At 65.5% G+C, this 12,879-nt stretch carries 12 protein-coding genes; 4 read left to right on the forward strand and 8 right to left on the reverse strand.

The genetic code is table 11. The features are described from left to right. Positions 1–24: 24 nt before the first annotated feature. Complete coding sequence (locus tag ACRYLT_RS01475) at positions 25–1,515, reverse strand: replicative DNA helicase (protein ID WP_482662338.1); 1,491 nt, start codon at positions 1,513–1,515, stop codon at positions 25–27. A gap of 96 nt (positions 1,516–1,611) precedes the next feature. Between ACRYLT_RS01475 and ACRYLT_RS01480 the strand changes: the two genes are divergently transcribed. The 3 genes from ACRYLT_RS01480 to dcd are packed head-to-tail and all read left to right on the forward strand — an operon-like array spanning position 1,612 to position 3,079. Continuing rightward, on the forward strand, positions 1,612–2,127 hold the full coding sequence (locus ACRYLT_RS01480; protein WP_482662339.1) for a UPF0262 family protein: 516 nt from the start codon (positions 1,612–1,614) through the stop codon (positions 2,125–2,127). Next, positions 2,127–2,525, forward strand: coding sequence for a hypothetical protein (locus ACRYLT_RS01485; protein WP_482662340.1), 399 nt, complete (start codon positions 2,127–2,129; stop codon positions 2,523–2,525). Before ACRYLT_RS01480 ends, ACRYLT_RS01485 begins: the two co-directional genes overlap by 1 nt. Continuing rightward, on the forward strand, positions 2,525–3,079 hold the full coding sequence (dcd, locus tag ACRYLT_RS01490; RefSeq protein ID WP_482662341.1) for a dCTP deaminase: 555 nt from the start codon (positions 2,525–2,527) through the stop codon (positions 3,077–3,079). The genes ACRYLT_RS01485 and dcd overlap by 1 nt, the downstream gene beginning before the upstream one ends. Before the next feature lie 36 nt (positions 3,080–3,115). Here dcd and ACRYLT_RS01495 read toward each other — a convergent pair whose 3' ends face one another. From ACRYLT_RS01495 to ACRYLT_RS01520, 6 genes are all read right to left on the reverse strand, one after another. Next, on the reverse strand, positions 3,116–3,991 hold the full coding sequence (locus ACRYLT_RS01495; RefSeq protein ID WP_482662342.1) for a cytochrome c: 876 nt from the start codon (positions 3,989–3,991) through the stop codon (positions 3,116–3,118). 149 nt (positions 3,992–4,140) lie between these two features. Further along, positions 4,141–5,493: a methyl-accepting chemotaxis protein gene (locus ACRYLT_RS01500; RefSeq protein ID WP_482662343.1), complete on the reverse strand. Its 1,353-nt coding sequence runs from the start codon at positions 5,491–5,493 to the stop codon at positions 4,141–4,143. A 102-nt stretch (positions 5,494–5,595) separates the two neighbouring features. After that, the gene (locus ACRYLT_RS01505) at positions 5,596–6,183 is read right to left on the reverse strand and encodes an NADPH-dependent FMN reductase (protein WP_482662344.1); all 588 of its coding nucleotides are present in this window, start codon (positions 6,181–6,183) and stop codon (positions 5,596–5,598) included. 52 nt (positions 6,184–6,235) lie between these two features. Next, positions 6,236–7,090: a pirin family protein gene (locus ACRYLT_RS01510; RefSeq protein WP_482662345.1), complete on the reverse strand. Its 855-nt coding sequence runs from the start codon at positions 7,088–7,090 to the stop codon at positions 6,236–6,238. Continuing rightward, complete coding sequence (locus ACRYLT_RS01515; protein WP_482662346.1) at positions 7,087–9,429, reverse strand: ribonuclease R family protein; 2,343 nt, start codon at positions 9,427–9,429, stop codon at positions 7,087–7,089. The genes ACRYLT_RS01510 and ACRYLT_RS01515 overlap by 4 nt, the downstream gene beginning before the upstream one ends. 5 nt (positions 9,430–9,434) lie before the next feature. Beyond that, positions 9,435–10,811, reverse strand: a complete 1,377-nt coding sequence (locus tag ACRYLT_RS01520; protein ID WP_482665373.1) for a M28 family peptidase — start codon at positions 10,809–10,811, stop codon at positions 9,435–9,437. Positions 10,812–10,930: 119 nt separating this feature from the next. Between ACRYLT_RS01520 and ACRYLT_RS01525 the strand changes: the two genes are divergently transcribed. Then, positions 10,931–11,821, forward strand: coding sequence for a hypothetical protein (locus ACRYLT_RS01525; protein WP_482662347.1), 891 nt, complete (start codon positions 10,931–10,933; stop codon positions 11,819–11,821). A gap of 4 nt (positions 11,822–11,825) precedes the next feature. Here the strand turns inward: ACRYLT_RS01525 and ACRYLT_RS01530 are convergent, their stop codons facing one another. After that, complete coding sequence (locus ACRYLT_RS01530) at positions 11,826–12,833, reverse strand: fumarylacetoacetate hydrolase family protein (RefSeq protein WP_482662348.1); 1,008 nt, start codon at positions 12,831–12,833, stop codon at positions 11,826–11,828. Between the last annotated feature and the right edge of the window lie 46 nt (positions 12,834–12,879).

Raw genomic sequence — 12,879 nt, forward strand, 5'->3', positions numbered from 1 at the left:
TTCGAGGAAGGCAAGTTCGGCGGCTCAGCCCCGCACTTCCGGCAGATAGTCGGAATCGGCATAGTCGCTGAAGCGGGTGATCTTGGCGTCGAAACGCAGCCTCACCTTGCCCGTTGCGCCGTGACGCTGCTTGGCGACGATCATCTCCGCGAGACCGTAAGCGCGCGCCATCTCCTCCTGCCACTTCGGGAATTCGGGATGGTCGTCCGCAGGCTGCTTGGCCGCGAGATAATATTCTTCGCGATAGACGAACCAGACCATGTCGGCGTCCTGCTCGATCGAGCCCGACTCGCGAAGATCGGAAAGCTGGGGACGCTTGTCTTCGCGCTGCTCGACGGCGCGGCTGAGCTGCGACAGCGCCAGAACCGGCACTCCCAGCTCCTTCGCGAGAGTCTTGAGCCCCCGGCTGATCTCCGAAATCTCCTGGACCCGATTGTCGCCGGAGCTGCCTTTTCCCGTCCCCTGAAGCAGCTGCAGATAGTCGACGACGACGAGCCCGATCCCCCGCTGACGCTTCATCCGCCGAGCCCTTGTGCGAAGGGCGGCGATCGTCAGGCCGGGCGTGTCGTCGATATAGAATGGCAGAGTTTCCAGCTCGGCGGCGGCGCGAGCGAGATTGCGGAAATCGAGCTGGCTGATCTTGCCCATTCGAAGGGCTTCGGAACTGATTCCCGACTGTTCGGCGAGAATTCGGGTCGCCAGCTGATCGGCCGACATCTCAAGGCTGAAGAAGGCGACTCCGGCTCCGGCGCGCTTCTGCGGCGGGATTCCATCCTCTTCCTCACGAACCCAGCGTCGAGCCGCGTTGAAGGCGATGTTGGTCGCAAGCGCGGTCTTGCCCATTCCGGGACGCCCGGCAAGGATGACCAGGTCCGAGTGGTGGAGACCACCGGTCTTCGAATTGACTCCGTCCAGCCCCGTCGTGACCCCGGACAGCCCGCCACCGGAGTTCAGCGCCTTTTCCGCCATCTGCACGGCCAATCGGGTGGCCTGGGCGAAGCTCTTGACCGAGCCTTCGCCTCCCCCTTCCTCGGCCACCCGATAGAGCGCCGCCTCGGCGGCCTCGATCTGGGCCTTGGGCTGCACCTCCTCGCTCGTATCGAGCGCCTTTTCCACCATTTCCCGGCCGACCCCGACAAGCGCGCGAAGCAGCGCGAGATCGTAGATCTGCTCGGCAAAGTCGCGGGCGCCGATGATTGCCGCCCCGCTTCCGGTTAGCTGAGCGAGATAAGCGGGGCCGCCCAGCTCCTTCATCTGCTCGTCGGCTTCGAACAGGGGCCGAAGAGTGACCGGGTTCGCGATCATGTTCCGGTCGAGCAGACGCAATATCTGCTCGTAGATCCGCCCGTGCAGCGGTTCGAAGAAATGGTCCGGCTTGAGCTTGAGCTGGATGTCCTCGGCAAGGCGGTTGTCGATCATCAGAGCGCCCAGAAGGGCGGCCTCGGCCTCGATATTGTGTGGAAGCGCCTGAGTGGGCGCTGCGGGAGTCTCGATCAGGGCAAGCGTTTGAACCATGTGGGGATTCATTGGACCTTTCGGCCCGAGCACTCAAGCCAGCAAGTCTGTGGAACTGATGTGGATAAGCGTTGCCGCAGCCGCTAACACCCTCCCGTGGGCGAGCCGAGGATCATCGATATCGAGCTGGACGAACGCTCGATTCTGAAGCGCAACGCCGATATCGAGCATGAGCGGCGGGTGGCGATTTTCGACCTGCTCGAGGGTAATCGGTTCGAAGCGGTCGGCCATGATGGTCCTTACCGGGTGAGACTTCGGGTCGAGGAAAGCCGACTTGCCATTGACCTGATGGACGAGAACGGGGCTGCGCTCGACACGATCCGGATGGGGCTGACTCGGTTCCGCCGGCCGATCCGGGACTATTTCGCGATCTGCGAAAGCTATTTCAAAGCGGTTCGGTCCGAGCATCCGCACGGAATCGAAGCGATCGACATGGCTCGGCGCGGGCTTCATAACGAGGCGGCCGAACTTCTCATCGACTGTCTGGACGGGAAAGTCCGCATGGACTTCGACACGGCCCGGCGGCTGTTCACCCTGATCTGCGTTCTGCACATCAAGCAGTCGACCACGGCGGTTGACTCGTCCGGCTCCGGACACGCATCCACGAGCTGATGAAGTCTTACGCCCTCGTCGTGCCGCTTTTGGTCCTCGCCGGTTGCCAGGCCTCTCGATCGGCTCCCTACGCGCCGGTCGAGAATGTCCGCTACAATGCTCTCGGGCAGGACCCGTTCTGGATGATCGTGATCGGGGACGACCGGATCGTTCTGAGGATCGGCGATCGCGCCGGGGAGAGCCAGGAAGCCGTCTGGCCGCGAACTCTGCCGAGAACCATCGACGGCGCAAGGATCTGGGAGTCGGGAGAAGGGACGCAGGTGATTGAGATCGAAGCCAGGCCCGGTCCTTGCCGCGCCCCAGGAGGTCAGCATTTCGAAGATCGGGTCCGGGTGCGCTTGAGCGGCCGCGAGCTCACCGGTTGTGGCGGCCGGCTGATATCGGGAGGGCAGCGTTAGTGGCCATCATGTCGGATCGCTGGATTCGCGAACGCGCTTTGGGCGAGGCGATGATCGAACCGTTCGTCGAGGCGCAGCGACGCGAAAACTGCATCAGCTACGGCCTTTCCTCCTATGGCTACGACGCTCGGGTCGCGGACGAGTTCAAGATCTTCACCAATGTCGACAATGCCATCGTCGACCCGAAGGACTTCGCCCAGAACAGCTTCGTCGATCGCAAGACTGACGTGTGCATCATTCCGCCCAACAGCTTCGCCCTCGCCCGAACGGTGGAATATTTCCGGATCCCTCGTGACGTGCTCGTCATCTGCCTCGGCAAGTCGACCTATGCCCGCTGCGGCATCATCGTGAACGTGACTCCGCTGGAGCCCGGCTGGGAAGGCCATGTCACGCTGGAATTTTCCAACACGACGCCGCTTCCCGCTAAGGTCTATGCCAATGAAGGTGCCTGCCAGTTCCTCTTCCTTCAGGGTAACGAACCCTGTGAGGTGAGCTATGCCGACCGGGCCGGCAAATATATGGGACAGCGCGGCGTGACCCTGCCGAAGCTCTAGTCGACCGCCTCGGCGGCTCGCAGGCTCAAGCCATCCCTACCGCTCGATTGCCGGGTCCTGGACGCGCTCGGCACGGGCGCGAAGATAATCGTAGATCTGGGCGATCTCGGAGTCGGTGAGGTGACGAGTGTCGTTTTGGGCGATTTCGCGCATCAGGCCGAGATCGCGCCCGCTTGGGCTGGCCCCGGTCCGCATCAGCCGACGGAACTGTTCGGAATCATAGGCACCGACGATGGAAAGGCCGGGGGCATGGACATCCGGCGCAGGCTGCCCACCGCCCAAATCGGCGCCGTGGCACTCGCTGCAGACATTGGCGGCGAGCCGGCGGCCGGCGGCGTGCTGCGCGCCGGTGTCATAAGGCTGGCGCACCCGAAATTCCTCGATCCGCTGGTTGGCGGAAGGGACTCTGCCCAGCGCGAGGAGGACTCGGCCGACCGGCCCCCACTGGATCGGCGACACATCGGCGGAGTCACGTGGCTGGCTTCGGATCCAGGCGATCAGCGCCGCAACCTCCTGATCGGATAGGCGCGAATACATCGGCGAGGGCATGACAAAGAGCGGGCGTCCGTCATAGCCGATGCCCTGGCGAATGCCCTGCGCCAGTTGCTGGTCGGTCGCCCGGGCGGCGACCTGGGTGAGGTTTGGCGCCCAGACCTTCGCGAACGGACCGCCATCGAACATGAGTCGGCCCCGCAGCCCTTCGCCGTGGCAGCTGACGCAGCCGAGGATCCGCGCCTGACGTCCGGCATCGGCAAGCTGCGCCGCCGTCGGCCGTGGAAGCCGCTCGGCTTCAGCCTCCTGGGTCTGGCCGAGCACGCGGGCCGAGGCGATCCACACCCAGGCCGCAAAAACCAGCAAGAGCACCAATATGGCGCCAACGGCATAGCCGATCCAGCGCAGCAGCTTGCGCATTTTCACGATCTCCCCGGCCGGCGCACGGAGCGCCGTTCCTCAATCTTCCTTGCCGCCGAGACGGTGGCGGTCGGCGCCCTGTGGGATCGACGCGTTTCAGAGCGATGGCGCTCAGCCCGGAAAAGTGTTTCGATTGTTACAGAGTGGGATCAGGCCGCCTGAACTTCGAAAAGGAAGCTGTCGACGCGATCGCGAAGGGCGTCGGCGCGCCGGTTGAGGTCCTCGGCGACGTCGCCGAGGCGGAGCGACATCTGTCCCGCGGCCGTCGCCCGTTCGCTCATTTCGGCAATGTGAGAAGAGATGCTCGCGCTCGCCAGCGCACATTGCTCGACATTGGCGGCGATGAGCGCCGTCGCTTCGGACTGGCTGACGACGGACTCCCGGATCCCCGAAGCGACTCCATCGAGTGAAACCACCACCCCTTCGATAGCAGAATTGACGGCGGCGCTCTCGGTGGCGGCGCTTCGGACCGATCGGATCTGCGCCTCGATCTGGCCGGCTGCCGCGCCCACTTTTCCCGCCAACGACTTCACCTCCCCGGCGACGACGGCGAAGCTTCGGCCCGCAGGGCCGGCCCTGGCCGCCTCGATGGTTGCGTTGATCGCAAGCATGTTCACCCTCGCGGCGATCTCCGAAATGACTCCGACGATGCTCTCGATGGCTTCCGTCGCATCGATCAGGCCGCGCGCTTTCTCCGCTCCGCGGGCTACATGGCGGACCGCCTGTTCGACGGCGGTCTTGGCCTCCGCTGCCCGGCCCTCGATGATCCGGCTCTGGCGTGCGAGCTCGGTGCTGCTGATCGCCACCTCCGCGATACCGTCGGCGCTCTGGGTCGAAGCGGAAGCGACCTGAGCGGCCTGCATCTGGTTCATTTCGGCTCGCTCGGCTACACCGCTCGCCGTCTCGCGGATCTGAGCGGCGGCTCCGGCCAGCGCTTCGCTGAAGGCGACGGCATCCGCCTGGAAACGGCCGAAGGCGGCGCGCAAGGCGCTCGCCCGAGCGATCGCCGCCTCGGCATCGGCCACCTTGCGCGCCTGGATCCGACGCTCGCGCTCTGCGGCAAGCGCAAGCAGCTTCTGGCTCGGGAGCAGCCCGCAATAGCGGCCGTTTCGGGTCAGGATCAGTCCTTCGGCAGCGCCGGCTCCGTCATGAGCGGCGATCAGCGACTCGATCGGAGCATCCGCCTCTATGACGGGACACGGCTGGATCAGCTCGGCAAGAGTCCAGCGACAACCCGGATTGGCAAGCAAAGCATGGCCGAATGGACTGAACAGCAGGTCGCGCACGACCCGCTCGTGAACTGCGCCCAAGGGGCGGCGGTCCCTGTCCACGACGGCGAGGAAACGGGCATCGGGATTGCGGCGAAAGGCTTCGATCGCCTCCGGTAGCGGAGTGGCTTCACGAATCGCTTCGGCCGGCTCGGCGAAGGCCGCCGCTCCATCGTCGGCGTCGCGCCGCCTCGTGGGAGCCGAAACCTTCAAGCCGAAATCGAATGGTGCCATTGCCGTCCTCCTGACCGGCCCCCTAGCCGCGGAATGGTTAACGGCGACTTTGCCGAAAATGGCGGATTCGTGACACTTTTGCTCCGAAAAGGTTACCGCAGGCTAGCGCGACGCAAGCAGGGCCCTCGATTCGTGAATCAGGTGCACCCAGTCGGCAAAGGCACCGGCAAGGCCAAGGACGATGTCCCTGAGCGGGCCTTCCTTGAGGCAGCCCTCGGAATCGAAGCTGTCGTCGCCGACCCGGCCCAGATAGGCTTCGGGATGCTGCATCACCGGCATGTTCAGGAAGACGCATGACTGCCGAAGCTGATGGTTGGCGCCGAATCCCCCGATGCTGCCGGGCGACACGCTGACGATCGCCGCCGGTTTCTGGTTCCAGACGCTCTGGCCGTACGGCCGGGATCCGACGTCGATGGCATTCTTGAGGACGCCGGGAACACCGCGATTATATTCGGGAGTGACGAACAGCACGCCGTCGGCCGAGCGGATCTCGTCCCGGAAGCGGCCATAGGGAGCCGGAGAGTCCGGATCATAGTCCTGGTTGTAGAGTGGGAGATCGCCGATCTCGACGATCCGGCAATCGAGTCGATCGCCGGCGAGCGCACAGAGCGACCGCGCCACCTTGCGATTGATGCTTTCCCGACGCAGGCTGCCGACGAGGATCGCGATATCGTAGGGATGTTGCGCCACTTCTCCCTCCTCGGTTCGTCCTATGCTCTCCGTACCATCAGGCTCATGACCGTCAGAGGCTCCCCAGGCGCCCGGCCTGGTAGTCGGCGATCGCCTCCATGATCTCCTCGCGACTGTTCATCACGAAGGGCCCGTGGGCGACGATCGGCTCATCGAACGGTGTGCCGAGGCCGAAAAGGATCTTGGTCTTCCGGCCGTCCGCGGAGATACTGACCGAGTCACCGTTCCCGAGTTCGACAAGATGATGCTGGAGCACCGGCACGCCTCCGACCCGGGCAGCTCCGGCGATCACGTACAGGAAGACTGCCTTCCCCGCAGGGGCGGCAAGTTCCGCCCGAGCATCGGGCTCAAGGTCGATGAGCATCAGCTCGATGTCGGTAAGCGGCCGAACCGGCCCTTCCGTGCCCTGAAAGCGGCCGGACACCAGCTGGACCGAACCGTTGCCGTCGGCGGTCGAAAGGCTTGGCATGTCGCCGGCTTCCAGCCCGACATAGGCCGGCTCCGTCATCTTGAGCCGGCCGGGCAGGTTGACCCAGAGCTGAAGGATTTCCAGCGGTCCGCCGCGCTGTTTGAACATCTCCGGCGAGAGCTCGGCATGGACGAGACCGCGACCGGCCGTCATCCACTGAACGCCGCCGGCATGGATCACGCTCTCATGCCCGCCGCTGTCGCGATGGGCGAGCTCTCCGGAGACGATGAAGGTGACCGTTTCGAAGCCGCGATGGGGGTGCGGCCCGAACGGCAGACCGCGATTGTTCGGCGGGTAAACCTGCGGCCCGTGATGGTTCAGGAAGAGGAAGGGGTCCAGATGGTCGATCGCGGGTCCCGGGATCGGTCGTCGAGTGACGAGATCGCCGATATCGTCACGTACCGCCGGGTGCAGCCGAAGGACGGGCCGCCCGCTCATCGGCGCTTGCCCTGGTGGCGGATGTTCGCGGGGCGGCCGCGTTTGCCCTGCACCCGCTGGCGTTCCTTGCCCTCGCCGCGGCGACCGTCGCGAACCCGGCCTGGCCGCCCGACGCCCTTGGGAGAGTCCGGCAGCTCGAAACGCAAGCTGCCGCTGACCGGATCGGCTTCCGCCAGCCGCAAGGTCAGCCGCTGGCCGAGCGCATAGGTTTCGCCGCTTTCGTCTCCCGTCAGGGTCTGGCTCGACTCGTCATAGCGGAAATAATCGTGGGCGAGGGTGCCGACCGGCACAAGACCGTCCCCGCCCAGTTCCTCGACCGTCGCGAAGAAGCCGAATGGCTGGACTCCGGTGATCCGGCAGGGGACCAAAGCTCCGACATGCTCGGCGAGGTAGGCGGCAACGTAGCGGTCCAGAGTCTCGCGCTCGGCGATCATGGCGCGCCGCTCGAGGTTGGAGATGAGCTCGCCCGTTACTTCCATTGCCGCCGCCTCCTCGTCGGTGAGGCCGCCATCGCCGAGTCGGAAAGCGCGCACCAGCGAGCGGTGGACGACCAGGTCGGCATAGCGCCGGATGGGCGAGGTGAAATGCGCATAGGAGCCGAGCGCCAGCCCGAAATGGCCGTGATTCTGCGGGCCATAATAGGCTTGCGTCTGGGTACGAAGGATCTGCTCCATGATCTGCGGCCGGAAATCGGCCTCGCCGATCCGTTCGATGATCCGATTGAAGGTGGCGGGGCGGACTACCTGGCCGAGCGCGAATTCGATGTTGAAGGTCTTGAGATAATCCTTGAGCGCCACCAGCTTCTCGCGGCTTGGCGGCTCGTGAACCCGATACATGACCGGCGCCTTCTTCGCTTCCAGAGCCTTGGCCGCGGCGACATTGGCGGCGATCATATAATCTTCGATCAGCTTGTGGGCATCGAGCCGCTCACGCGGTGCAACCGAGGTGATCCGGCCCTTCTCGTCAAGCATCACCCGGCGCTCCGGCAAATCCAGCTCCAGTGGCGCCCGCTTGCCGCGCGCCGCATACATGGCGCTCCAGCAATCCCATAGCGGCCGAAGAGTCGATTCCACGATCCCCGGATCTGCCGGCGGCGCGGCCTCGATCTCCGGCATCGAACAGGGGGAGGAAGAGACTTCGACCGGGTCGATTGTCTCCCCCTTGGCTATCCCGGCCGAAGAAAGCGCATCGATCGCCGCCTGAGCATCTTCATAGGCGATGTTGGCCGCGATCCGGACTCGGGCTCGGCTGAATCGCCACGCCTTGAGCTGGCCGTCCTTCGTCACCTGCAGGTGACAGGCCAAAGCGGCGCGATCCTCCCCTTCCTTGAGCGAGCAGATTTCGGCGGACAGGATCTCCGGGAGCATCGGCACGACGCGATCCGGGAAATAGACGCTGTTGCCGCGCTTGCGGGCCTCCTTGTCGAGCGCCGAACCGGGACGGACGTAGAAGCTGACGTCGGCGATCGCGACGATTGCCTTCCATCCGCCCGGATTGGCCGGATCCTCGTCGGCAGCGGCCCAGACGGCGTCGTCATGATCGCGCGCATCGGCCGGATCGATCGCCACGATCGGGATGTGGGTGAGATCCTCGCGCTCGCCCAGCTCCTGCTTCGAAACGCGCTCAGCCTCCGCAATGACGCTGTCGGGGAATTGATGCGGGATCTCGTGCTTGTGGATCGCGATCAGGCTGAAACTGCGGGGCGCAAACGGATCTCCGAGCGTCGTGTCGACCCGCGCCGACAGCCGCGGCGGCCGGCCGGTCTTCTCGGCAAGGACGAGATCGCCCGGCCCCGCGTCGCCGAGGTCCGAAATGGGCAGTTCCCGCCTTTCTTTTTTCTCGACCGGGCGAAGCCAGAAATTGGTGCCTTCCTGATGAACCACGCCCAGGACGAGTTCGCTGCCCTTGAGCAGCTTCTTCATCGGGTGGGCGATCCAGCCGTCACGGCCTTCTTCGGTTCGTGACAGGATACGGTCGCCGACCGCCAGAGCACTTCCCCGGCCCTTGCGCTCCATTACACGCAAACGCGGCGGCTGCCCTTCCGCTTCCCACCGCTCCGGAATTGCCCAGGCGCGGCCGCTTTCGTCGACGTCGACGACGCGGAGAACCGTGACCTTTGGCACCCCGCCCATCCTGTGAAAGGCGCGGCCTGGGCCGGCATCGATCAGGCCCTCGTCGCCCATGTCGCGCAGCAGTTGCTTCAGAGTGATCTTGTCCTGGCCCTTGAGGCCGAAGGCGCGGGCGATCTCGCGCTTGCCCGCCGGCTCATCCGACGAAGCGATGAAATCGAGGATCTGCTGGCGGCTGGGCATGCCGCCCTTGGCTGAACTTCTGGCCATAGCTCCTAATGCTGCGCCGGCGGAGGTGGAGTGTAGGGACGGAACGCACCACCGGGCACGGCGGATGCAACCGGGCTTTCAGAGCCGTCGGCGGAGACGGAAGAGACGCCGAAGATCCAGTCGTCGACTCGGACGCCGGGCAGGACGGCGCCCGGACTGGTGACACGCATGCCATGCTGCCAGTCGGCTGCGTTGGTCCGCCGCCAGCGCACGACATAGGCCTCGGCGCCTGGGACGGCTTCCCAGCCCAGGGTCGTGTCGGTCGAGACCGCCCCCTCTACCATCGGTTCCGGAGGCATGGGCGCACGAGCGATGGCCGCAAGGGCTGCAACGTTGAGAGCCGTCACCTTGCGCAGATAAGGGAAATCCATCTTGTCGACGGTATCGCCATATTCGACGCCATTCTCGGTTCGAAGGTCCTGGTGCTGGTGATTGTAATTCTCGACCGCGACCGAGAAGCGCACCGCGGGGAAACCGGCATTGAGGAACTCGGTGTGGTCGCCACCGCGGCCGAAGCGATCGTTGCGCCAGATCTGGCGGACATCGAGGCCGAGGCTGAGCTCCTCGGCCAGCGAGACGAGGAACCGCGACAGGTTGCGGGACGGCGAATCATTTTCGCCGCCGAGGCTCCGCTGCCGCGCCGCGAGGTCCTCGCGCCCCTGCCAGCGTGGCCCTTCCGAGAAGACCCGGACATGGTCGTCGTCACAGACGCCGTCGGAGCCGCAGCTGTTGCCGATAATGTCGTTGTTGAGGTTGGCGATCACCTGCCAGCCCTGGGCCCGGGCATAGTCGGCGAGGATTCTGCCACCATAGAGGCCCTGCTCCTCTCCGGACAGCGCCGCGTAGACGATCGTCGCCGGGAAGCGATGTCGGGACAGCACCCGCGCCGCCTCCATCACCGCGGCGGTGCCGGAGCCGTCGTCATTGGCGCCCGGCGAGTCGGCGGTGGCGTTCATCACGTCAGAAACTCGGCTGTCGATATGACCGGTGATGATCACCACCTGGTCGGGCCGCTCGGTCCCGCGCTGGATGGCGACCACGTCTTCGACCAGAGTGGGGTTCGGGATCCGCCGGCCGGTGACCGTGTCGCCGGTGCGCACGACCTGCAGGCAGCCGCCGCAGTCACGCGAGTAGCGACGAAATTCCTCCTCGGTCCAGCGCAAGGCCGCCCCGATCCCGCGAGTCGGATGATCGCGCGACGACAGCGTGTGACGTGTGCCGAAACCCACCAGGCGTTCGACCGAAGCCTTGAGCCGCTCCTCCGAAACCTGATCCGCGAGCTGACGAAGGCTCGCCGGCGCCGCTGGCTGGCCTGTTCGCTGCGCGCCGGCCGCCGGCACAAGGAGGGACAAAGCGGCGAGCGAGACCAGCAGTTTCTTCATGACGACGTGGATGAACCTGTCGGCGGCGACTCGCAAGTTCGACGACTTCGATCGAAACGCGATCGGGCTTGGTCGAAGCCAAGCGGCGGCAGCGCTCCTGACGGCCATAGCTGCCCGTCATGCGACTCGTGATCACCGCTCTGCTCGCCTTCCTCTGGATAGCCGCCCCGCTCAACGCCCAGGCTCGCGCGCCGCAGGCAGCCGTCGACGCCTTGATCGCCGCCGATCGCGCCTTCTCGGCCGCCGCGGCCGAATCGGCGGATGCGCTTTCCGGAATTGAGCCGATGCTCGATCCGGAGGTCGTGATGCCGGTGCCTGGCATGGGCCAGGTCGTGGGTCGCGATTCGGTGATGGCCGTCTTCCGACGCAATCCCGCGTTTCGGTTGGGGCGAGTGCGCTGGACTCCGATCCGAGGCGGGATTTCGGCCGACGGAACCCACGGCTTCACCTATGGCTATCTCAGCCTTTCGGCGGGCGATCCGGAACGGCGGGAGCGGAAATATCTCGCTTACTGGATCCGGCGCCCGCAGGGTTGGCGGGTGGTGGCCTATCGCCAGAACGTGCGGCCGGCCGGCGAGGTTTCGCTCGACATGTTGCCGCCATCGCTGCCGACCTTCACCGCTCCCCCGATATTGGAACCTGCGGAGATCGCCGTCCATCAGCATAGTCTGGCCGCGGCGGAGCAGGCCTTTTCGGACCGTGCACAGCAGGTCGGCCTCCGCCGCGCCTTCGCCGAGTTCGGCCGGGAAGATGCGATGAACATGGGCCAGGGACCGACCCTGAGTATCGGCCTCGAATCGGTCACCGCCAACTTTCCCGACGAGCCGTCGAGCCCGCTGAGGTGGAGCACGGAGCGAAGCTTCGTCGCGTCCAGCGGCGACCTCGGCGTCAGCATCGGCACCATCCATGCGAACGGACCCGTGCCTGAAGGACGGCCGAACAGCCTGCCCTTCTTCACCGTCTGGAGGCGCGACCGTCCCGAAGCGCCGTGGCGCTATATCGCGGAATAAGGCTTCAGGCGGGAACGACCTGCTGTTCGATGACTCCGAAGATCGGATGGCCTTCGGGACCGTCCATCCAGATGCGAACCGAGTCGCCATGCTTGAGGAAGGGCGTCGCTGCCTGGCCGTCAAGGATCGTCTCGACCGTGCGAACTTCGGCGATGCAGCTATAGCCCCGGCCGCCCCGGCCCACCGGCTTGCCGGGTCCGCCGTCCGAGTCGCGGTTGGAGACGGTGCCCGAGCCGATGATCGAGCCAGCGCCGAGATTCCGGGTCTTCGCGAGATGGGCGATCAGGGTTCCGAAATCGAAGGTCATGTCCTCGCCGGCATCGGCGCGGCCGAACGGCTGACCGTTCAGATCCACCTTGAGTTCGCCATGCAGCTTTCCGTCGCGCCACGCCCCGCCGAGCGCGTCCGGAGTCACCAGCACCGGCGACAAAGCGGATGCGGGCTTCGACTGAAGAAAGCCGAAACCCTTCGCCAGTTCGGACGGAATCAGGTTGCGCAGAGACACGTCGTTGACCAGACCGACGAGCTTGATGTGACCGAGCGCGTCCTCACGCGAAACGCCGCGAGGGACATCGTCGGTGACGACGACGATCTCGGCTTCGAGGTCGCATCCCCAGCTCTCATCCGGCAGCGGGATGGGATCACGCGCGGCGAGCATTTCGTCCGAGGCGCCCTGGTACATGAGCGGGTCGGTCCAGAAGCTTTCCGGCATCTCGGCGCCCCGCGCCTTTCGGACCAGGGCGACATGATTCACATAGGCCGAGCCATCGGCCCATTGGTAGGCGCGCGGCAGCGGCGCGTCGGCCTGCCGCTCGTGAAAGCGCTCCTTGGGGATGGCATCGTGGGCGAGGTCCTGGGCGAGCAGCCGAAGCTGCGGCTCCATTTCCGCCCAATGGTCCAGCGCCGCCTGAAGGGTCGGCGCAATGTGCGCGGCATCCGCGCACCAGGCGAGATCGTCGCTGACGACGACCAACCGGCCGTCGCGGCCGGACTTGAGACTAGCCAGCTTCATGCCCGTCCACTGGCATTTCGCCGCCGCCTTGGCTAGGGGCTGCGGC

It is taken from the genome of Sphingosinicella sp. SM1-17 (genome assembly GCF_056821765.1).